The organism is Candidatus Bandiella numerosa, from assembly GCF_029981845.1.
In the GTDB taxonomy this organism is placed as follows: domain Bacteria; phylum Pseudomonadota; class Alphaproteobacteria; order Rickettsiales; family Midichloriaceae; genus Aquirickettsia; species Aquirickettsia numerosa.
The window spans coordinates 1015824-1036524 of record NZ_CP104164.1; the positions used below are offsets into that span (position 1 = coordinate 1015824).

The window sequence follows — 20701 nt, forward strand, 5'->3', positions numbered from 1 at the left end:
CCGGACTGTATACAAATTGAATCCTTAAGTTAGTCTACTACAACGCCTATTCTAACTTAAGTGATCTTATTTATCAACTATGAATAAAACACTTATGATAAAAAATTTAAAGTTTCACCACAATTTTAATACACATATACACATTTTTTCTTGCGATTTAGCTAAATATGTAGGAAGAAATGAATCTATTCTACTTAATCAAATTAACTACTGGCTATCTAAGTGCGGTAGAAATATGGCTGGATTACATGGGAAATGGATATATAATTCTTTAAATGAATGGCATAAACAATTCAATTATTGGTCATTATCTACTTTACGAAGAACTATTAAATCCCTAGAAGATTCTGGTATCCTAATCTCTAAAAAGATAAATGCTAACAAATGGAACCATACTAAATGGTATTCTATTAATTTTAATAAAATAAATGAACTTAATCCTAATAATTTTTATAAAAAACCATCTTCTTTAAATAAACCTGATGAAAGCATTTTATTAAATAATCAACAGTCAATTTTTTATTCTAACTTAGACTCTAAAAATACGAATATAGGCTCGACAAATCGATCTGTTCAAAATGAACAAATCATAATAACAAAGAATAACTATACAAATAAATCTTCTTATAAAAAGAATAATGTTGTATTAGAAAATGCTTTAAAGGAAAAAATAGAAGAAAATTGCATAAACTCTAATGAAAAAGAAGTAATAAACAAAATGATGTACATATGGAACAAAATATTTGAGTATTCAATCAGTCCAATCAAAGCTTATAGTAATAAAAAGAACCAAGAAATATTATTAAATCTTTATAAAACAATATTTAGTAGAGATCTAAATAATTGGAGGGAATATGCATGCAAAATAAATAGTAGTCAATTCCTAATGGGAGAAAAGAAAACAAAGAATAACTTTAAGGCAGTTTTTGGCTGGTTAATAAAAGAGGAAACGATAGAAAAGATATTAAATGGAGAATATGGAGTAGGAGATAGAGAGCTAGATATTAATAATGTAACAAAAAATATAGAAGAGAAGAAAGAGGAAGTAGTAAATAAAATGGATAAAAAAATATCAGAATATATAAAACACAAAATAGATGAAACAAAAGAAAGAAGAGAATTTGAGGAATATGTCAAAGTAAACCAAGCAGAAAGAAAAGAAGATGAATATGGCATATTGAAAGCTATAAAGCACATATCATATCACAGCATATTTAGAACAAACGAATATGAAGTACTGAGGGAAAGTCTGTATGAAAGCTACGTAATGAAGAAATATTTGGGATTAACAAAAATGGAGGCGAGAAATAAAATAAGAGAAAAAGCAGGGGAAATAGATCAAATCACTAATCATACAGATAAAATAAACATATTAAGAGAAATAGAAGAAAAAATGGAAACAAAAGAGTATATGATAAATAATTCAGTGGAAAAACAAGAAAAGAGAAATTATAATTCAGAGTTGTTAGAATCAACATTTTGCTCAAAGCCAAAAAAAGAATCTAGGTATTTAAAAGTTTCATCAGGAGAAAGTTCGATAAGAGATTTACTTATATGATCAGCAGAGACAACAGAAGAAACGATAAAAGAAATTTTTTTAACATTAAGAGCAACTTCAGTTAAAGAATGGATAGAATGAAAAGAAAAAGAGTTAAAAGTAGAAAATGCAACTATAGAATCAACTATATAAGGAATGATCTTAGCAGAAATGGATATATCACTTGGCGAAATAAGAAGTTTATTTGAGTAAGCACAAGAAACGGCAGAAGAAGTAAAGGAGGAAATAGTAGAAAATGCAGAATAAGATAAGCCAAAAGGAGCAAAAGATAAAGCAGTAGGTAAAGAGAATATAAATCCAGAAGTAGTAGATAAGGCAATTTCATAAAAGCAGTTATCTAAGAAGCTATCCGTAGTAAATCCTAGATTATTATCAAAATTACTTTTTATTCTTTCTTGTGCGAGATTTCGGTGTAAATCAGAAATAAGTAATTTAGAAGAATATCCAATAGCATTAATTAATGGTGAAGAAAATTTAGATAAAAAAGAAAATCCAGGATTTTGACTAGATAAAGCAAAATATCCTAAAGAAGAAACAATAAAATGAGTGGTAATCCAATAAGAATTCTCCTGTGGAATAAGTTTAAGCAACTGTTCAATTTGAGTAGGGCTTTGATAAGGTAGAATGGGAGAAATAATCTCTTTTAAAAAATATTTATATAAATGTGAATTTTCTAGTAATTCAGAAGATGTAAGGAAAATAATACCTAAATTTTTTTTTAATGGGTCGGTATCAAATATTTCAATATTTTTGTGCAATTTTACCACTTCTTTAGAACCAAGTTCATAAGTTAATCTTTTTTGACCAAATTTCTCAACTGATTCTACGCGTACAAAATTAAATTTTTCTAAAATATTTATAGAAGCTGGATTATCATCTCTTGTAGTAGCTGTAATTAAAGATATATCTTGATTAGTTAAGGGGAAAAGGCAAAATAATAAGCCATATAGAGCCTCTTTTACATAATTATTTCCCCAATATTCTTTATTTATTAGATACCCTAGTAATATTTCCCCTGGATTTTGATTTCTACAAGTTAAAAAAATTGTTCCAATAAAATTTGAGGAATCTTTTTTAAATATACTAAAGTAACTTGGTTCTTTTTGTTCTAAATAATATCCCATTAATTTGTCCACTTGCTCTTTATCCCTTGGTGTACCTTCGCAATATTTTTCCATAACTGCGGGATCTGAATATAATTTATAATATTCTTCAATATCAGAATATTTAAGCGGTTTAAGGTCTATTCTAAAAGATTTAACCACCTTGTTATGAGTATCTACTTTGATTGTTACTTCATGACTTTGTTCAGATGGATTTAGTTTACTAAAAAATTGTGTATCAACTAAAAAAGAATGCTTTTTTGATGGCATTTCAATACTATAAATATTAATTTTTAACGAATATAAAACATAAAAAAGATGTTATAAACAAATATACTGTATTTTTTATAAAATAAATACAAGTATATAAAATGTTAAGTATTGATCAAAAAAGTCATGGGTACTTATTAATTAATAAAAAAATAGTATGTTGGAAAGTCTAACATTAGATCAAAAAATAGTTATAATATTTTTATCAATAACACTTCTTATTGGCGTTTTAGCTTCAAGATCAATTAAAAATTTTAAGGATTATGCCTTATCAAAAAACAGATATAACCTAATAGCCATTACTTTTACTTTAATAGCAACTATGGTTGGTGGAGCAAGTACTAGTGGAACTATAGCTGAGATATATGAACATGGATTATTATATGCTGTTGCGTCAACAGGGTTTATAGTAGGTATAATTTTGTTGGCAAAATTTATAGCTCCTAAATTTGATAATAGATTTGATGGTATGGTTTCATCAAGTGATATGATTCAAAGATATTTTGGTAACAAAGCAGAAAAATTATCTGCTTTTGTAAGTTGTATTCAATGTTTGGGCACAATAGCAGCCCAAATAGTAGTTCTTGGACATCTATCGAATACTTTTTTTGATATTAGCTATGATCAATCAGTAATTATAATGGGTTCTATAATAACTATTTATTCATTAATTGGTGGCATTAAAGCTGTGACAAATACCGATATTTTTCAATTTATAATGATATTTATAGCTTTTCCAATAATAGCAAATATTAGTGTATCAAAGGCAGGGGGAATTTTGGAAATATTTTTAAACTTACCAGAAAAATACACGGTTATATTTGAAAATAATAATTTTAAAAAACATTTATTTTTATTTATATTTTGGGCTACACCATTTTCTCTGATTTATCCTGTTATAATACATAGATTATTAATAGCTAAAAATCCAAGTGATATTGTAAAGATGAGTTATACATATGCACTATTTAAGATTGTACTTCTTTTTGTATTGATTGCCATAGCCTTTTCCGCTTTAGTGTTGTACCCTAATATAAATTCTAAGGCAGTTGTTCCAGTTATTATAAAAAATTTATTACCAATTGGGTTTAGTGGTATAGCTATCTCTGGTATTATTGTAGTTACAATGTCATCTGCTGATTCTTTTTTAAATACAGCTTCGGTTATTTTAACCAAAAATCTTGGAAACTCTACCAAACTTAAGAATGTAAAGTTCAATACACTATTGCTTGGGATTTTCGCAATTATGATAGCAATGCAAGATTATAATATAATAAATGTGTCAGTTATAATGAACACCTTAATATACTTATACGTCAGTATACCATTATTTTTTGTAATATATAAAATTAAAATTAATAATAATACTTATTGGTTATCTATACTCATAGGTGCTGTAGCTTTTGCAATATCTGGTTATTATTATAAATTAGGGTATGAGGCATGTTTTATAGCTGAGATTTCATGCTTAATTACTTATGGCGTATATTTTGTATTAGGAGTGAAGGATATTTCATATTTCTCTAAGTTTAAACAAATTTTTACTTGGATAATTAGTATAAATATCCCTTATATATGTAAAAAGGTTTTGTATAAAGTAAGAAAAATAATACTTCAATTATTAGATGAAGCATATGAGGTAACGCAAAAACAATATTTACAATTTAGTATTTTCTTTTGTGTAACGTACACAAGTTCATATTTTATGTGGGTAACCAAGGTTATAGACAAAAATATCATAGTACTAAGAATAATAAGTGGATTATTGACCCTAGGACTTTTAGCAAGGGATAAATTTCAAAGTGTTTTAAGTAAGAGATTTTATGCAATATATTGGTATGTAAGTCTAATAGTATGTCTTCCTTTGTTAGCAACAGTTATTTTTTTCTTAGAAACAAATAGTTTATCAGGAGTTGTAAATATTTCCTTTTCGGTATTTTTATTATCAATATTAGTATCATGGAGAATGTTTTTAGCTTTAGTATTTATTGGAGTAGGATTAGGATATTTGTATACAAATGCATTTTTCATTTATGATAAGGCGCTAAGTGAAATAGAAATTTACATACTGGCCTATTCGTTATTTATATCAATTGCAATAGGGCTAGTTTTTTCAAGAAGCAAGGAGATTAGTATATTAGAACAAATTAATAAAGTGAAATATATGGGGATGCAAATTGCTCATGAAGTAAGAGTCCCATTATCTGATGTATCTATTTCAATTCAAATTATAAGAAAAATATTTAGAAAATTAAAACTACAAAATAAGAATAAAAAAATTATATTTGAAATTAATCAAAAGGATTTTAATATTTTAAGAGATACGATAAATAATTGTCCTGATAAAGTAAAGATAGGGAGTGATATAGTTACTAATTTATTGCTCTCACTAAAAAAAGGGTTATTAATAAGTAAAAGTGATTACTGCTCAGTTAAAGAGTTATTAAAAGAAGTAGCTGGGCAATATAAGTGTTTAATAGATTTTAATGATATAGGTAAGTCAGATATCAATTTTTATGGATCAAAACTATATATGATACATTGTTTCCACAATATTATAAAAAATGCTATAAAATATGCTTTAGTCAATAAAAATAATAAGTTAAAAATATATATAGAAAAGAATATATTAATTTTTGAGGATAAAGGGCCTGGTATTATGAAGAGCGATCTAAAGAAAATTTTTGAGGCATTTAACACCTCAAGTGATTCAGGTAGCGGACTAGGGTTAATTTTTTGTAAAGACGTAATGAAATCTATTAATGGTAATATAGAATGCGAATCTACTACTTTAGTTGGAACTAAAATAAAATTAATATTTCCAAATTTTAATTTATGAAAAAAAATGTAGTTATATTTATAGATAATAATGCATCAACTCTGCAGCTTTTTAAAGATTATTTTTATGATTTAAATACAAAGAAAATATTTTTTACTTCAGCAAAAGAATTTTTCATATGGAAAAATAATAATAAAATTGATTGTAGATTTATTATTATTTCAGATTATAACATGTCAGATATAAATGGATTGGAGTTATTTCAAAAAATAGATTTTCATGTAAATGCTAAAATTCTTTTATCAAACACTACACACTCAAAGGAAATATCTGATGCGTTGAAAAATAGAGATATTGATGAATATTTACAAAAAGATGACACAAACTCCTTTGAAAAATTAGAAAATATAATCAATAAGTATTTGTTAAGTTCATTTATCTAAAGAAAAAAAAGTGCCAATATGTAATCCATAACGAATAACGCCTAAAACAAAGCTCTCACCATGTTCATGAGGAAGATTATCGTATTTTATAGCTTTGTATAATAGGTCCTGTAAAAATTTGATTTTATCGCTATCTACTCGTATTTTTTCAGATTCAACAAGTTTAAGAACTATATTGCTGCAAAGCTTGTATTTGGAGATATCTAATTCAATTTTTCTTTGTAAACATTCTTCCTTAAGTAAATATTCAGGATTTAAATTAAGCGCTAATGCTATTCTTTCTAAAGTAGAAGATTTTATCTGATTGCCTCTTAAAGCATTAGAGATTGTAGATTGAGTTATACCTGAGACGCCAGATAATTCTGATTGAGTTAAATTTTGTTTATCCATTTCATCTTTAATTCGAATAGAGAAAAATGGTAAAATATCAATAGTCATATAAAAAATTATTTAAATAATATTAAAATTGGTACAAATCTGTTGCAAATAAAATAATAATTTGGTAAAAATATATTAAAATTAAATAAAAGCAAAATAAATTTAATTTATAATTAATAGCACAAAATAATTTAATAATGAATTTAGTACTAAGGTAAAAATGATCAAACAAGCAAAAAAATATTTAGTAATAGCAGTTTTAACAACAGGAATGGGAAGTTTAGTAGGCTGTAGTACAGCAAGCAAGATGATAAAGCATGGGAATCTAGAAGTAGAGACGAAAATGAGTGGTGCGCCAAGAGAAGCGCGTAAAGAACAGTCGGTGGAAATCCGATCTATGCAAAGGTTAACCACCAACATAGAACCAACTATTACATTATAGGAGGCGACAAATATAATGAAGCTAGTAGAAGGGACATATCAGGCTGCAATGCAAGTGAAGGTGTTGAGCCCCGGAAAATCGAACATCATAGAGGTCGACGTTTTCACTCAAACGGAAGACAACATGAAGGATGACGATATGGTAAGTCATTACTCACTCTATCGGGGTCTAAGTCCGTGGCATGATATGAAATGGAATTTACGTGAACTTGGGAGATCTTCTGTGTTCTCGAGAGAGTATGTTGGAACAAGTCAAAGCAGGCAAGGACTGACAAATGATACAGAAGAAGTCGGACTGATTGATAGTACTCGGAGCATAGGAAAGCTATCTACATGGGGAAGCAGTCAGCAATATGATAGCTGGTCAAGTGCCAATCAAAGGAACACACGGAGGTTATGAAGATGATGCAGAATAAACTTGAACAGATAGCCAATAAGGCAAAGCAAGATAAAAAGTTAAAATTCACTTCACTGATACACCATATCAATGAGGAAAATCTTGCTTTGTGTTATCGAGAACTCAAGCGTAATAAAGCTTGTGGGATCGATGGACAAACAGTAGAGGCATATGGTGATAATCTAGAAGATAATCTTAAACAGCTTGTTGTTTTACTCAAGACAAAGAAATATCTTCCTAAGCCAGTTAAAAGGGTATATATCCCAAAACCTGGAAAGAAAGATGAAAAACGTGGTCTTGGTATACCATCAGTTGAAGATAAAATAGTTCAGATAATGCTAAAGAAGATACTTGAAAGTATTTATGAAGCAGATTTTCTGAAGGTATCTTTTGGTTTTAGACCTACTCTTAACTGTCACGATGCAGTAAAAGCACTAAATACAGCGGTTATGAGGAAACCAATTAACTGTATAGTTGAAGTTGATATTAGGAAATTCTTTGACAATGTTAATCACTATTGGCTTCAACGCTGCTTAGAAGAAAGAGTAAAAGACCGTAATTTATTATGGTTGATACGAAAATTCCTTAAAGCAGGATATGTTGAAGAGGGTAGAATAGTAGCAACGGAAGTCGGGTGTCCACAAGGCGGCAACCTAAGTCCGTTATTAGCAAATATCTATCTACATTACATACTAGACTTGTGGTTTGAGAAACAAGTTAAACCACAGGCCAAAGATCATATGGAACTTATTCGTTACTGTGATGATTTTGTGGTGTGCTGTAAGAGTGAGAATGATGCAAAACAGTTTCTAGAGATGCTTCAAACTAGATTAGAGAAATTTGGTTTAGCAATATCAGCAGATAAAACTAAAATTCTAAAATTTGGAAGACAAGTTTGGAAACAAACTCAAAGATGTGATAAGAAAGTAGAAACTTTCGATTTTCTTGGATTTACCCACTACTGTGGGAAGAGCAGACATGGATATTTCGTAATGGGACATAAAACCAGCAGAAAGACTCTAAGTCGCAAACTTAAAGAAATCAAAGAATGGTTGAAAGCTATACGCAACAAGATACGTCTTAAAGAATGGTGGCCAACTTTAAAATCTAAATTGACGGGACACTATAATTATTTCGGAATAAGTGGAAATTACCGCTGCTTAAATAAGTTTTACTACTTGGTATGCTTAATGGTGTTCAAGTGGATAAATAGAAGAAGTCAGAAGAAAAGTATGACTTTTGAATTTTATAACAACTATTTAAAATATAACCCATTACCAATTCCGAGGATAAGTTATGCACTGTATTGAGAGTCTATATGGCGAATATCATATTGAAGAGCTGTGTGCGGGAAAGCTGCAAGCACGGTTCTGTAGGGGGAGTTATAACACAAACTCTAAATTTCAAAATAATTTTAATGAGGAGTATAATGTTATGACTTCTACCAGACAAACAATATTCTTAGATCCAATTGATGATAATAAAAAAACAGTATTGCTACAAATCAGAAACACAAGTGATAAATCAGGATTAGAAATTGAATCTAAAATTAGGTCGGCGATAGAAAGTAAAGGTTATAGAATAGTAAATAGTACCCAAAGTGCCAATATAATGATTCAAGCCAATGTATTGCAAGTAGGAAAAAACACATTAGAAAATCCATTCCAAGCGTTAACTGGAGGCTATGGTAGTGGACTGGAAGGTTTCGCAACAGGAGCTGCAATAGCAGGAGCCACAGGAGGAAGTGGGAGAAGTATGCTTGGTATAGGATTGATTACAGGAATAGGTAATACAGTGTTAGATGCAGCAGTGGAAGTAGTGAACTTTACAATGATAACAGATTTACAAATAAGTGAGAAAGCAGATGGAGAATATGTCAGTGAGAGTAGTGATGCCAATTTAAAGCAAGGAACAAGTGGGTATAAAAAATCCAGATGGGAGAAGAAGACAAATTGGAAGAAGTATCAAACGAGAATAATGAGTGTAGCAAAGAAAACCAATTTGAAATTTGAGGAGGCAGAGCCAAAGTTAACAGAAGGGCTAGTGAAATCAATATCAGGGTTATTATAAACAAATAGAAAGGTAAATATGAGAGTTCAAGTAGGAAAATATATAAGAAAGTTTCAAGAAAACACCGTAATAAGTGGGGTAATAATAGAGGAGCCGCATATAGGGATTAATCAGGAAAATGAGGTAACAGGAATTAGTTGGATGCATATAAGAGAATATAACTACAAGGAATGTGAGGTATTTATAAGGAGTGAAAGGATAGCAAGATATTGCAAAGAAAACAGAGGGAAACTAGAAATTGGCAAAAGAGTCAAGGTAAGAGGAACGTTTAGTGAAGGGAAAAAAGTAGATTATATGTTGCTGGACAGCTATGGAGAAATCACCATAGGTGAAGAAGATGAATTGAACAAATGATAGGGGAAAGGAGGCTTAATAAAATGGTAAGAGATAGAAATATAGTTGAGTTAAGTGGCAGATTAGTCAGGGATATATGGCTAAGAGAGACTAAAGAAGGAAATGTGTATGGGATGGTAACGGTAGTAGTGAGGGGTAAAACAGAGAAGAAGGTAGATTTTTTTGAAATATTTGTGTGGAACAAAAGAATAATAGATCATTTTGGTAAGCATCTAAAAGCAGGTAAGAAGGTGATAGTAAGAGGGGAGTTAAGCAAATCAGAAAAAGGAGTATTTATCAATGTATTTGAGGATTATGGGGTAATGATATGCGTGGATGTGAGGGAGTTAAAAGCAAAAGCAGGAGAAGAATGGATAAGAGAGTTAGAAGAAGAGAATAAGGTATATGAGGAGAAGCTAAAAAAGTATGAGGAGGAAGTATCGAAAGAAGGAGTAGAAAGAGAGTTAGAGGAGGGTGTGGAAGTAGATGTAATAAGGTGAGAATTATCAAATAATAAATTTAGGAAACTAGTTCCTAAAAAAACAAATAATAAATTAAAAAAGGAGAATAAAAAATGAAGACAGTAAAAATAATTAAAAAAATGCAAACAGGGTTTGCCAATATATTGGTGAAAGGGCATTTAAAACTGGAGGGAATAAAAGAAGAATGCTTAAGATGCAGAGAAAGAAAAAGTGGAGAAGATAAGAAAATAAAGAGTGCTTTACAGGCATGCTCTTTAATTATACTTGGAGTTTTAATATTGTATCCAGAATATGGATTAGCAGGGATTACTGATATTGCTGGTATAAAAACGCTAACAAAGAAAGTGCAGGATGATTCACAGGGATATTTAATACCGATGGTATTAAATGCAGCAGGGATAGCGACAGCGGGTTTTGCATTAATATCACAGAGATGGACAATGTTAATGTTTGGAGCTGCATATTTAATATTTGTGAATGTATTTTTTGGATTTGTAAATGGCTCATTCAAAGTAAGTTAAGGTGGGGGATAATGTACGATAGGAATGTAATACTAAGATATTTAGATAACCCGACAAGAATAGCATTTTGGACGGTGGATGAAATGGCGGCATTATTTGTGCCGCTAGCACTTGGATTTATATTTAGATTTCCAGTTACAGGGGTGGTGTTGAGTATAGCGATATATAATGCACTTAAATATGTAAAGCAAAACATAGGAGGAGGGTTTTTAAGGCATGCTATATATTGGTATTTACCTGGGATGCATAGACAGCTTAAATCAAAGGTAAGGTCTGATATTAGGGAGTATATTGGATAGTGATATGAGGATAGAAAGGTGGAATCAGAGTGTAGAGAAGTTATTAAAGCAGAGGAATGGGTTTTTAGTAATATCTTTAGGATTGATGATAGCGAATATCATGCTTGGACTAATGTTATTTGGGAAGAATGAGAGGGTGATAATAGTACCTGCGTATATGAAGCAGAATGTGTGGAGTGAAGGGAGTTTAGTATCGGAGTCATATATAGAAGAGATGGCTTTATTTTTTAGTAAGCTGATGTTGGATACAACGCCTGACAGTCATGGATATAGAAAGGATGTGATACTTAGATATGTGGCCCCTCAGCATTATCATGATGTTGAGAAAAGATTAATAAGTGATGCGGAAAGAATGAAGAAAGAGGGAGTAACTACTGTATTTGCGCCAAAAGAGATAATAGTAGATGTTAAGGGATTAAAAGCTGAGATAGTGGGTGTGCTAACGAAATATATAGCAGGATCGAGAATGGGACAGAGTAAGGAGATATATGAGATAGAGTTTGGGTATAGTGGTGGAATATTTATGTTAAAGAATTTTAAAAGTAAATAGGGATAATTATGACAATAACAAAAATAGAAAAAAAGATAATACAAATAAGTAGTGTAAGAGCAAAAGGCGGGAAAAGCAGAAAAAGCGAAAAAAAGGTAAGGGTTTTAGAGTATTTGATTTTATAACATTTGGGCTTATAAAATTTGGACTGGCGGTGTTTACAATGTCATTGGTAGTATTTGGAGTAAGTGAGGAGGGAGTAGCTGGAACGCAGAAATATGGATTAGAAGAGAATAAAAGGATAGAGGGATATATGTCGAGGAATGAGGCAAATAGAGTAAAAATAGAAGGAGACAGGATAGTTGAGGTAATAGGGCTTGGGGAAGAATTTGGACTTGAGAGTGACGAGAGATTAGGTCAAATATTTGTTAAATTGTTAGATGTAAATAGCAATAAGAATGCAGTATTTACAGTGGTGACGGAAAAGGGGAAGACGCAAGACATAAGTTTAAAATTAAAGAAGGGAGGGGGAATTTATACTGATAAGTCAACTTGATTCTGAAAAAGCGAGTGAGAAGCTGATAGGAAGTAAGCATATAAGGCATGATGAGATTGTAAACATGATTAAATATGTTAGGGGAGTCCCGTTAAAAGACAAGGGACAAGGTTATTTGAGTAAAGGTGGACTGGAGATAGAATTTGAAGGAGATAAGGTGGTAGGAAAGTACCGAGTAGAAGTATGGAAGTTATGCAATAAAGGAAAGGGCCAGAAGACATTACATGAAAAGCAGTTTGCTGGAGATGGAGTTGCAGCGATTATGTTAGAAAGCAGGACTTTAAGAGAGGGAGATGAGACGAAATTATATAAAGTAATATATAGTAGGTAAAGTTATGACAAATCAAGAAGTTAATAATCAAGACAAAAGTAAACAGGCTCAAGGAATGAGAATTTGGGGGAGTTTAAGTGTAAGTGGCAAGCAATGGGTGGTAGCAATAGTATTATTTACGGCACTTGGGACAGCTGGATTATTAGTGATGAAGCAAGTAAAGTCTACATGGACTACTGGGGATAGTAAAAAGGAAGAGGAGAAAACACTCTATAAAGGACAGATAGAGTCTGTAGGAGATAAAGTGGATTCAGAAGCTGCGTGGAGGTATCAGCAGGAGAGTAAAATACAAGCATTACAAGATGGAATATCGGGTATTAAGGAAGATTTAACAAAAGCAATCAATGCAAATGAGGAAGAAAGCATAAGAAATAGTGAAATAAGTGAAGTAGAATTATTAAAAGAGGAAATAGCGGCACTTAGGGATTTAATAGGGGGAGTGGCAAATCATGATCGAGTAGGTGGTGCGGGAGAAATGAAGCCATTTATAGAGAAGAAGGAGCAAGGAATAAGAAAAATTAAAATAGAGTTAGGAAGTGGTGATAAGAGGGAGAAAGTTAAGAATAAGGAAGATACTATACCGGCAGGAAGTTTTGCGAAAGCAGTATTACTTGGGGGTGTAGATGCATCAACAGCATTAACATCATCAAGTGATCCAAGGCCTATATTAATAAGATTGATAGATAGGGGAACATTACCTAGGAAGTTTCAAAGTGATTTGAAGGACTGTCATATAGTTGGGAGTGGATATGGAGATTTATCGAGTGAGAGGGTATTTGCGAGGTTAGAAAAGCTAACATGTGTTGAGAGGACGAGTGGAGAAATAATAGAGACGGAAGTTGCAGGATATGTGACAGGAGAGTATGGGAGAGCGGGGATAAAAGGAATAGTGGTAGAAAAGGGAAGGGGATATTTGGCAAAGAGTGTTTTGGGAGGAGTGTTACAGGGAGTAGCTGGAGTATTTAATCCAAGTCAACCGGCAGTGATAAATCCAATGGGAGCATTTATACCAAAGAGAAGTACGAGTGATAAATTTAATGAGGGGATGATGTCAGGAGCAAGCAGCAGTATGGATAGGTTATCGAAATATTATATAGATAGGGCTGAGAGTATACAGCCGATTATTCAAATTGAAAGTGGGAGAATAGTGGATGTGGTATTTACAGAAGGAGCAGATATTGGAAGTAGTAGAGTAAAAGAGAGATTAAGTATTAAGGGTGTAATTACAAATATAGGTGAATGCGGCATTAGGAATTCTAGACACCTCTTGTAAAGGAATGTATAAGAAATATTTTTTAAAGTGCATTACCTCAATTTATAGCAAAATTAATTATTTTATACTGTTAATTCATAATAATTTATATTTTTATACCCTCTAAATAACCGGCAACTAGGGTATTTATAAAAATGCATCTTTTTTAATAACCGCCGTTCTTATCGTATAATAACTTATTTAACGATAACATATTTTATTTATGCAGCTTTGTTGTATAATAAAATCTCCTTTGCATCATCTAATGTAATATCTGCTTTTTTTAGATTATTAAAATCATATATACCTAGTAAATTAATATGTCTCCAAGTAATGATAGAACCGTGCTTTATAATATCTATTATCTCCTTTCTTTTTTCTGGGTCACAGCGCATAATTAGTTTTGTAAGCATCAAATAATTCCATAAGATAATTAAATTTTGTATTATCATTTTACATTGCACTACTATTTCTTGATCCTCTGTTATACTCTGTGTAAATTCTTGGTTATTAGCAAAAAATATTATTGAAGAAAACCTATTAGATAACTCTCCTTTATTTAATTGTTTCTCTATTTGCTGCCTTAACTCTACATTATCAATGTACTTTAAGATAAATATGGATTTTATTATTCTACCAAATTCTTTAAGTGCTTCATGTAATTGATGTTGTTTTGCATAAGAACTTAACCTACGTAAAATCCTAGAAGCTTGTGTGTTTCTGAGTTTAATTGTTACTATTAATCTTAAAATGCTATCCCAGTTTTCTTCTATTACTGAGGTTTTGATATATCTTGCTGGTAAAACAGGAGTTTTGTGTTGCGCCTTGAGTATTTGCTTAGTACTTTTATTAAAAGCAAATATACTTTGTGCGGCAATATTTTTGATACGTGGAGCAAAATCTACTCCTATTAAATAGCATATAGCAAAGATTATTTCTGTATATCCATGTGTATCGGTAGAATGGGTATCTATATTCATGTCCGCATTACATAATAATCCATCTATTACATATCCTGCATCACGTTCTGAACTGCTAAAGATAGTTGTATAAAACAACATCTGCCTTTCATCTAAAAAAGTATAAACGCTACTACCATGATTTTGGCCAAAATACTTAAATGAAAAATTTGCATTTAAGGATTCAGCCGATACCACAAATTTTTTAGCATCCCCAGAACTATGAAGTAACTCTTTATCCTTTAAAAAAAGTGTTGGTAACCATAACTTACTCATAAATTGTATAAAACTTTTATTTATTGTACTTAAATTTTCTACTGTAAAATACCAATTTACTGTATTATACAATGTATTATAATTGATTCCTTTCGATGTATTTGATAATCTATGTAGTCCCATATTAGTTCCTAATCCGAAAATTCCACCATAAAATATTTCTTTAGCAGGTTTTTTGCTTATGTTCTTGACCTTATAATGCTTAAAGCACTCAGTAAAACTCAATATCTTATCTATTTCTGAAAAAATTTCCAAAACAGATTTATATTCATTTTTACTCAATAATGAAGAAATTTTATCATGCTCTCCTCTTTCTACTTTTGGTGTATGTAGTATGAATCTTCCGTTCTTATGAAATCTTATAAATTTGTTTGTTTTATCGGTTATATTACAATTTGTAATATAATATTGTTTTTCTAATATATCTTTTAATTTTAATAACAAATCTTTAATCTTTTTAAAAATTTTCCAACACCAGCTCTTTCTATAAGTGTCTCCTTCTCTTTTTCCCATACGTCATCTGATATTAAATAGGCTTCTATTGGGAGAAATTTATAAGAATTAAGTAAATTAACTTCTCCACTTTTTATAGCGTCAGATATTTTTGTCAATAGTACTGCTTTATATAGCGAAACATTGAATTGATCGTTAGTTTTTCCAAAAATAAGTTTCTGTTCTATGTTAGATAAAAATTTTCTAGGGGAAGTACTATTAATATCTCCTTTCTTCTTTTGATAATCTACAATAGCTTCCATTAGGTTACTAGATTTAGTTTCTGGATTAAATTCTACATAACGTACTATATCAGCAACTCTATTTTGGATTGTTCTAGAAAAACTTTCTAATACTTTGTAATATTCTGAGTTACTTAGTTCATGTAGTATTTCTTTTTCTAATTCTTGATATTTTTTTAACTCCTCTGTAGTTATTTGCTCACCTAATATACTTTGAAGTATAGTGATTTTTTCAGCATCCGTTAACTCTTTTAAAAATACTATTTTTCTAATTTTTTCTATACTTTCTTCTGATCTTTTAAAACCTTCTATTATAGATTGAGTTTTTTTATTCTTTTCCTCATTTTTATCTATTATTTTTTCTTCAATAGCTTTTTCAACTTTGTTTAATCTCTCTTGAGTGGAACGCAATAGTATATTTACCAGTGTATCTTGCCATGTGCAATATTGATAATTTATAAACGCAGCAAGATAAAGATAAATCTTATTAGGATTATTAAGTGTACTAAGTTGTTCTATTCGTGCTTTTATAACCCATATAGCATAATACTTTGTTGCTTCAGGGGATAAATCTAATGATTTTATTAAAGGCTCTAATTCCTTAAATAAATTTTTTACAATTAAAAACCCTCTGATACTTTGTTTTATATTTTTTGGTCTTAAAGACTGATTTATGTTTTTGAGCCTTGCAACTAAATTTCTCGCATAAACTCCCTTACTATCATTTTTATCTAACAACGCATCTAATACTTCCTTATGTTCTTCTGTAATATTTATTTCTATTTTCTTGAGTGATTGAAACTCAAAAAGATTAAATGATTCTGTTATCATTTTAGCAAATACCCTGTAATTAGGCAGTTCTATTTTTTTTGATGTTAAGAAATCTATAGCTGCAAAAAATATATTACGAGGGTGCATTTGTTGTGATGCCATATGATTTAACTCTACTTTTAACAAATCTTCATTGCTACTAAAAGAAGTAAAGCCACTTATAGATAATATTAATCTTTTATGTTCTCTATATGTACGCTCCTTATAATCACTTATAGCTACCTCTCTATATCCTAATAATTTACTTATAAATATAATATCTTTTTTCTTATAATCCTCTTTTTGAAAAAATCTTTTTGTTGCTTTAAAATAACCATATTGTAATAATAAACCTGCTTTTGCTTCTGGCTTTCTAATTTGATATAGTAATTCCTGAAGTATAGGTTCTTGTTTAAAATACTTTTGTTGCTCATTAATGTTAAATATAGGAGGTTTGTCAAAGCTCATAGCTTGCTTAGGTGGGATTATCTCTATTATTTGCATTACTCTTCTTCCCCTATTAATTCGACTGCTTCTTGCAAATCATTAAAAGAGGGTGTGCAATATATTTTAGTAATATCTAAGCTTTCATGTCCTGCTAAAAATGCTACTTTTTCTAATCCTACCCCCATATCAACTAAATTTTTACAAAAACTATGTCTTAGTTGGTGTGGAGTAACATTTTTTAAATTACTACCTTTCACAATCTTTTTTAACATTAATTGTACTCCTTTGGAGTTAAATTACCTCTTTGTCCTTTAAATATTCTACTCTCTTTACCAATATTATCTGTATAGCCTATACTCAAAAAGGAATTACGACAATCTTTGTTTAATGGCATTTCTCTCGTTTTATCTCTTTTACCTAATTTCACTATTATTTTTTCCTTTTCTCTCGCTTATAGTTATCATATCCCATGTTAACTCACATAACTCATTCACTCTTAAGCCTGTATTTAATAATATTTTTATAATTGCAACATTTCTTTTATTGGCAGTTTGTTCTACTTTTCTTTGTAATTCGTTTTGTTCTAATCTATCTAACCACTTAAATCCCACCTTTAATTCTTTTACATTTTTTGGTGTGGGAATATTATATTTTATCTTTTTTGTTCGTACCCCCAGCTTATGAACGCCTTTATACTAGCTATATGTCGATTAATTGTTTTAGGTTTTTTATTTTTAATTAATTGTTTTTTGTATAATCTTAAATCTGTAGGGGTGATTTTATCTAATATTAATTTTTCATTATTAGCTTTTAGAAACCATTTTGCAAAACTATTTAAATCAGATTGATAATTTTTTATTGTATTCTCACTTTTTTCATTTGCTTTTAAATACTCTAAAAATTTATCAATTATATTCATAAGTTATTATACGATAAGTTTTTTATTAGATAATCTAGCCTAATCTATATCTTATACGATGACTCAGCCTAATAGTCAATATATAATGCCAATTATACGATATGATTTAAAAAGGAGTATTGTTTTAAGCTTGTCGCTATATAATATATTATACGCTTAATATTATAAATATCCAATAATAACATAACTTTATATTCGCCTATTATCCTTTTATTGAAGAAATATAAAAATATAGGTCATTATAGGTAATATCATAAAAATAATTAATTCCACTATAAATAGAGGTGTTACCTTTAAAAAATTTCTTCCTGTAACTCACTTTAAATGCAGTATACAGAATTCCTAATACTAGATTTGTCTATATTTGTAATTATACCCAGCATTGTAAAATCAGATCAGAAAGAGTTCGCAATAAATGAGATTAGAAGAACTGTGGAGAAAAATCAGTTATTACGGGAGCTTTATCATAAAAGCGTTGAGGTGATTGAAAAACTTGGGATTTCTCAACAGAATGTCGAATATTATAATCTATTAGTAAATCAATACAGCGTTCATAAATTGAAAAATCTGAGTGATGTAAATCTAAAAAGACTGTATTTGCTATGCTACGTAAACAATAGATTTTTAAAAATTAATGATCATCTTATTGCTAGCTTCATTTACAAGGTAAATAAATTTGTGAAAGATGCTGATGAATATCAGAAAGAGGAAATATATAAAGAGAAGTTAATTGATAAAGAGAATCGCAAATTAGCAGTCAAAGCCTTATTATTGTACATAGATAAAAAAGTGCAGGATAGTGAACTAAGAACAAACGCTTTTAAAGTTGTTGAAGAAAAGAAATTCAAGAAATTTGTGAATGAAATTGCAAATCCTCACTTAACGCCAGATTTTTATAAATGGAAATATTACAGCAAGCAATCTTCTGCTATAAAGTTGAATATAAGGTTGATTTTTAAGGTAATAGAGTTTGATAGTGCATCAACAGATATGAATGATGCTATAAAGTTTTTTAAAAAATATATCACGAGTAATAAATCATTTAGTGATTATAAATTTGAAGAAATTCCAGTAACTTTCATTCCTGCAGCACTAAAAAAATACATCCTTCTCAAAACAAAATCTGGTAAAAAGAGAATATTATCAGTTGATGCTGATAATTATGAATTTGTACTATATTTAGAGATTGAAAAAGGATTGGACAAGGGAGCTGTCACAGTTAAAGATAGCTTTAATTACAAATCATTGGATGATGAACTTATAGAACTTAATCTATGGAATAAAGAAAAAGATAATTTTATAACGGGTGTGTCAGAGCAGTTATTGACCACAGATTTTGATAAATTGATGTTAGTATCTGAGGATTTACTAGATGGTCGCTATAAAGAGGTTAATAAAAGAATAAGTGAAGGAGTTAATGACAAGATAAAAATCAGATATAATAAAAAAGGAGAAGTTTTGAGTTGGAGGCTGCCGTATAAAAAGGCGGATGATTCAAGCAATAATCCTTTTTATGACAAGATGAGCTTGCTTGAGTTAGAAGAAGTGATGAGATACACAAATCACCATACCAACTTCATGAAGCATTTTACACATGTACTCCCAAGTTATATCAAAACTACAGCGAAATATTCAGCTATATCAGCATGTTTAGTGGCAAAGGGAACTGGAAGTGATATCCACATAATGAAAGATATTAGCGATATAGATGAACAAGAGCTTATTTCAACATATAATAATTATATAAGATATGAAACTCTAACCAAAGCTAGTGATGAAATAATCAATGAGGTAGCTAAATTACCGATATTCATAAAATACAATCTATCAGATTATGGGATTCATGCTTCAGTTGATGGTCAGAAATTAGAAACAAAATACAATACAATCAAAGCTAGACACTCGAAGAAATATTATGGATTAGGCAAGGGAATATCAGCTTATACCTTATTCGCTAATTGTTTGCCACTATGTACCAAAATAATCGGAGCTAATGAACATGAAAGCCACTATCTTTTAGATGCGTTAAAAAGCAACACAAGTGATATTGAAATTTCTTCAGTATCAGGTGATATGCATAGCATAAACCGAGTTAATTTTGCTCTATTACATATTTTTGGCTACAGATTTATGCCTAGATTTAAACAACTTGATCAAAAAGCTCAAAGAAATTTAGTAAGTTTTAAAGACCCAAAAGTATATCAGAAATACCTAATCAAGCCTAATAAAAGAGTTAATAAAGAATTAATTAAAAAGGAGTGGGATAATATATTGCGTATTTTTGTAACACTTGCGACAAAGAAAAATACCCAAAGCAGGATTGTTAGAAAGTTGTCATCATTTAAATCAAATGACACATTAAAAGCATTGATAGAATTAGATAAAATAATAATGAGTCTTTATATTTTGGATTATATAGATGACGAACAAATGCGTAAATCTGTGTATCGCTCGTTAAATAGAGGCGAATCTTATCATCAATTAAGAGCTGCAATAGCAAAAATCAGTGGTAGAAAATTAGCAGGGAAAAATGAAATAGAACTTGTGATTAACAATGAATCTGCTAGATTTATTGCGTTATGTATTATTTTTTATAATGCGTCTCTATTGTCGAATTTATATGAGTTTTGCCTAGAGAATAATATGACAGAGGAGTGTAGGAAAATTATTAAACTTTCACCCGTTGCTTGGCAGCATATTAGTCTTGTGGGTAAATACGAATTTAATAGAGATGGTTATGATATCATAAACTTAACTGAAATTGTAAGAAATTTTACGAAAAACTTAAAAGAATATTTGGAATAAAGTAAACGGGAGTAGTATTGGAACAAAAATGGCATTTATGAAATTAAC

The 20701-nt window shown here is 30.0% G+C and carries 23 protein-coding genes; 15 read left to right on the top strand and 8 right to left on the bottom strand.

The window, feature by feature from the left end; translation table 11 throughout:
• Window positions 1-79 precede the first annotated feature (79 nt).
• On the top strand, window positions 80-1558 hold the full coding sequence (locus N3Z17_RS04765; RefSeq protein ID WP_282471585.1) for a hypothetical protein: 1479 nt from the start codon (window positions 80-82) through the stop codon (window positions 1556-1558).
• On the opposite strand, the gene N3Z17_RS04770 is transcribed toward N3Z17_RS04765, so the two are convergent.
• The gene (locus N3Z17_RS04770) at window positions 1450-2931 is read right to left on the bottom strand and encodes a GNAT family N-acetyltransferase (RefSeq protein ID WP_282471586.1); all 1482 of its coding nucleotides are present in this window, start codon (window positions 2929-2931) and stop codon (window positions 1450-1452) included. The genes N3Z17_RS04765 and N3Z17_RS04770 overlap by 109 nt on opposite strands.
• Window positions 2932-3088: 157 nt before the next feature.
• Here N3Z17_RS04770 and N3Z17_RS04775 point away from each other — a divergent pair, with 157 nt between their 5' ends.
• Both N3Z17_RS04775 and N3Z17_RS04780 read left to right on the top strand, forming a co-directional pair.
• On the top strand, window positions 3089-5770 hold the full coding sequence (locus N3Z17_RS04775; protein ID WP_282471587.1) for a sensor histidine kinase: 2682 nt from the start codon (window positions 3089-3091) through the stop codon (window positions 5768-5770).
• Window positions 5767-6153: a response regulator gene (locus N3Z17_RS04780; RefSeq protein WP_282471588.1), complete on the top strand. Its 387-nt coding sequence runs from the start codon at window positions 5767-5769 to the stop codon at window positions 6151-6153. Before N3Z17_RS04775 ends, N3Z17_RS04780 begins: the two co-directional genes overlap by 4 nt.
• Here N3Z17_RS04780 and N3Z17_RS04785 read toward each other — a convergent pair.
• Complete coding sequence (locus N3Z17_RS04785; RefSeq protein ID WP_282471589.1) at window positions 6142-6591, bottom strand: helix-turn-helix domain-containing protein; 450 nt, start codon at window positions 6589-6591, stop codon at window positions 6142-6144. The genes N3Z17_RS04780 and N3Z17_RS04785 overlap by 12 nt on opposite strands.
• A gap of 160 nt (window positions 6592-6751) precedes the next feature.
• On the opposite strand from N3Z17_RS04785, the gene N3Z17_RS04790 reads away from it, so the two are divergent.
• From N3Z17_RS04790 to N3Z17_RS04840, 11 genes are all read left to right on the top strand, one after another.
• Window positions 6752-6973 carry a hypothetical protein gene (locus N3Z17_RS04790; RefSeq protein WP_282471590.1) on the top strand — a complete coding sequence of 74 codons (222 nt, stop codon included), beginning with the start codon at window positions 6752-6754 and terminating at the stop codon, window positions 6971-6973.
• A gap of 401 nt (window positions 6974-7374) precedes the next feature.
• On the top strand, window positions 7375-8679 hold the full coding sequence (gene ltrA / locus N3Z17_RS04795) for a group II intron reverse transcriptase/maturase (RefSeq protein ID WP_282471591.1): 1305 nt from the start codon (window positions 7375-7377) through the stop codon (window positions 8677-8679).
• Window positions 8666-9439, top strand: coding sequence for a complement resistance protein TraT (locus tag N3Z17_RS04800; RefSeq protein ID WP_282471592.1), 774 nt, complete (start codon window positions 8666-8668; stop codon window positions 9437-9439). Before ltrA ends, N3Z17_RS04800 begins: the two co-directional genes overlap by 14 nt.
• Before the next feature lie 18 nt (window positions 9440-9457).
• The gene (locus N3Z17_RS04805) at window positions 9458-9793 is read left to right on the top strand and encodes a hypothetical protein (RefSeq protein WP_282471593.1); all 336 of its coding nucleotides are present in this window, start codon (window positions 9458-9460) and stop codon (window positions 9791-9793) included.
• Window positions 9790-10272, top strand: coding sequence for a single-stranded DNA-binding protein (locus tag N3Z17_RS04810; protein ID WP_282471594.1), 483 nt, complete (start codon window positions 9790-9792; stop codon window positions 10270-10272). The genes N3Z17_RS04805 and N3Z17_RS04810 overlap by 4 nt, the downstream gene beginning before the upstream one ends.
• Window positions 10273-10346: 74 nt before the next feature.
• Entirely contained in the window at window positions 10347-10775 is a 429-nt protein-coding gene (locus tag N3Z17_RS04815) for a hypothetical protein (RefSeq protein WP_282471595.1), read from the top strand.
• 11 nt (window positions 10776-10786) lie between these two features.
• Complete coding sequence (gene traL / locus N3Z17_RS04820) at window positions 10787-11074, top strand: type IV conjugative transfer system protein TraL (protein WP_236869759.1); 288 nt, start codon at window positions 10787-10789, stop codon at window positions 11072-11074.
• A 4-nt stretch (window positions 11075-11078) separates the two neighbouring features.
• A complete protein-coding gene (traE, locus tag N3Z17_RS04825) occupies window positions 11079-11624 on the top strand; it encodes a type IV conjugative transfer system protein TraE (RefSeq protein WP_282471596.1) in 546 nt (181 codons plus the stop codon).
• Window positions 11625-11787: 163 nt separating this feature from the next.
• On the top strand, window positions 11788-12120 hold the full coding sequence (locus N3Z17_RS04830) for a TraK domain-containing protein (RefSeq protein ID WP_282471597.1): 333 nt from the start codon (window positions 11788-11790) through the stop codon (window positions 12118-12120).
• 64 nt (window positions 12121-12184) lie between these two features.
• Window positions 12185-12451 carry a hypothetical protein gene (locus N3Z17_RS04835; RefSeq protein WP_282471598.1) on the top strand — a complete coding sequence of 89 codons (267 nt, stop codon included), beginning with the start codon at window positions 12185-12187 and terminating at the stop codon, window positions 12449-12451.
• Between the two features lie 4 nt (window positions 12452-12455).
• Window positions 12456-13724 carry a TraB/VirB10 family protein gene (locus N3Z17_RS04840; RefSeq protein WP_282471599.1) on the top strand — a complete coding sequence of 423 codons (1269 nt, stop codon included), beginning with the start codon at window positions 12456-12458 and terminating at the stop codon, window positions 13722-13724.
• Window positions 13725-13924: 200 nt separating this feature from the next.
• On the opposite strand, the gene N3Z17_RS04845 is transcribed toward N3Z17_RS04840, so the two are convergent.
• Genes N3Z17_RS04845 through N3Z17_RS04870 form a run of 6 tightly spaced genes read right to left on the bottom strand, consistent with a single transcriptional unit; the run spans window position 13925 to window position 17848 of the window.
• The gene (locus tag N3Z17_RS04845; RefSeq protein ID WP_282471600.1) at window positions 13925-15451 is read right to left on the bottom strand and encodes a Tn3 family transposase; all 1527 of its coding nucleotides are present in this window, start codon (window positions 15449-15451) and stop codon (window positions 13925-13927) included.
• Window positions 15373-16986, bottom strand: a complete 1614-nt coding sequence (locus tag N3Z17_RS04850) for a DUF4158 domain-containing protein (RefSeq protein WP_282471601.1) — start codon at window positions 16984-16986, stop codon at window positions 15373-15375. Before N3Z17_RS04850 ends, N3Z17_RS04845 begins: the two co-directional genes overlap by 79 nt.
• On the bottom strand, window positions 16986-17201 hold the full coding sequence (locus N3Z17_RS04855; RefSeq protein ID WP_282471602.1) for a site-specific integrase: 216 nt from the start codon (window positions 17199-17201) through the stop codon (window positions 16986-16988). Before N3Z17_RS04855 ends, N3Z17_RS04850 begins: the two co-directional genes overlap by 1 nt.
• Window positions 17201-17356 carry a hypothetical protein gene (locus N3Z17_RS04860; RefSeq protein ID WP_282471603.1) on the bottom strand — a complete coding sequence of 52 codons (156 nt, stop codon included), beginning with the start codon at window positions 17354-17356 and terminating at the stop codon, window positions 17201-17203. The genes N3Z17_RS04855 and N3Z17_RS04860 overlap by 1 nt, the downstream gene beginning before the upstream one ends.
• Entirely contained in the window at window positions 17343-17540 is a 198-nt protein-coding gene (locus N3Z17_RS04865) for a tyrosine-type recombinase/integrase (RefSeq protein ID WP_282471604.1), read from the bottom strand. Before N3Z17_RS04865 ends, N3Z17_RS04860 begins: the two co-directional genes overlap by 14 nt.
• Before the next feature lie 41 nt (window positions 17541-17581).
• Window positions 17582-17848 (bottom strand): site-specific integrase, encoded by a 267-nt coding sequence (locus N3Z17_RS04870; RefSeq protein WP_282471605.1) that lies wholly within the window; start codon window positions 17846-17848, stop codon window positions 17582-17584.
• A gap of 324 nt (window positions 17849-18172) precedes the next feature.
• Between N3Z17_RS04870 and N3Z17_RS04875 the strand changes: the two genes are divergently transcribed.
• On the top strand, window positions 18173-20653 hold the full coding sequence (locus tag N3Z17_RS04875) for a Tn3 family transposase (RefSeq protein WP_282471606.1): 2481 nt from the start codon (window positions 18173-18175) through the stop codon (window positions 20651-20653).
• Window positions 20654-20701 lie beyond the last annotated feature (48 nt).

Bases quoted from the DNA above. Each gene is read 5' to 3' on its own strand.
- N3Z17_RS04765 (WP_282471585.1), top strand. From the start codon at position 80: ATGAATAAAACACTTATGATAAAAAATTTAAAGTTTCACCACAATTTT.
- traE (WP_282471596.1), top strand. From the start codon at position 11,079: ATGAGGATAGAAAGGTGGAATCAGAGTGTAGAGAAGTTATTAAAGCAG.
- N3Z17_RS04845 (WP_282471600.1), bottom strand. From the start codon at position 15,451: ATGGGAAAAAGAGAAGGAGACACTTATAGAAAGAGCTGGTGTTGGAAA.
- N3Z17_RS04850 (WP_282471601.1), bottom strand. From the start codon at position 16,986: ATGCAAATAATAGAGATAATCCCACCTAAGCAAGCTATGAGCTTTGAC.
- N3Z17_RS04785 (WP_282471589.1), bottom strand. From the start codon at position 6,591: ATGACTATTGATATTTTACCATTTTTCTCTATTCGAATTAAAGATGAA.
- N3Z17_RS04780 (WP_282471588.1), top strand. From the start codon at position 5,767: ATGAAAAAAAATGTAGTTATATTTATAGATAATAATGCATCAACTCTG.
- N3Z17_RS04840 (WP_282471599.1), top strand. From the start codon at position 12,456: ATGACAAATCAAGAAGTTAATAATCAAGACAAAAGTAAACAGGCTCAA.
- ltrA (WP_282471591.1), top strand. From the start codon at position 7,375: ATGATGCAGAATAAACTTGAACAGATAGCCAATAAGGCAAAGCAAGAT.
- N3Z17_RS04775 (WP_282471587.1), top strand. From the start codon at position 3,089: ATGTTGGAAAGTCTAACATTAGATCAAAAAATAGTTATAATATTTTTA.
- traL (WP_236869759.1), top strand. From the start codon at position 10,787: ATGTACGATAGGAATGTAATACTAAGATATTTAGATAACCCGACAAGA.
- N3Z17_RS04830 (WP_282471597.1), top strand. From the start codon at position 11,788: ATGTCATTGGTAGTATTTGGAGTAAGTGAGGAGGGAGTAGCTGGAACG.
- N3Z17_RS04875 (WP_282471606.1), top strand. From the start codon at position 18,173: ATGCAGTATACAGAATTCCTAATACTAGATTTGTCTATATTTGTAATT.
- N3Z17_RS04810 (WP_282471594.1), top strand. From the start codon at position 9,790: ATGATAGGGGAAAGGAGGCTTAATAAAATGGTAAGAGATAGAAATATA.
- N3Z17_RS04790 (WP_282471590.1), top strand. From the start codon at position 6,752: ATGATCAAACAAGCAAAAAAATATTTAGTAATAGCAGTTTTAACAACA.
- N3Z17_RS04770 (WP_282471586.1), bottom strand. From the start codon at position 2,931: ATGCCATCAAAAAAGCATTCTTTTTTAGTTGATACACAATTTTTTAGT.
- N3Z17_RS04870 (WP_282471605.1), bottom strand. From the start codon at position 17,848: ATGAATATAATTGATAAATTTTTAGAGTATTTAAAAGCAAATGAAAAA.
- N3Z17_RS04815 (WP_282471595.1), top strand. From the start codon at position 10,347: ATGAAGACAGTAAAAATAATTAAAAAAATGCAAACAGGGTTTGCCAAT.
- N3Z17_RS04835 (WP_282471598.1), top strand. From the start codon at position 12,185: ATGATTAAATATGTTAGGGGAGTCCCGTTAAAAGACAAGGGACAAGGT.
- N3Z17_RS04805 (WP_282471593.1), top strand. From the start codon at position 9,458: ATGAGAGTTCAAGTAGGAAAATATATAAGAAAGTTTCAAGAAAACACC.
- N3Z17_RS04800 (WP_282471592.1), top strand. From the start codon at position 8,666: ATGCACTGTATTGAGAGTCTATATGGCGAATATCATATTGAAGAGCTG.
- N3Z17_RS04855 (WP_282471602.1), bottom strand. From the start codon at position 17,201: ATGTTAAAAAAGATTGTGAAAGGTAGTAATTTAAAAAATGTTACTCCA.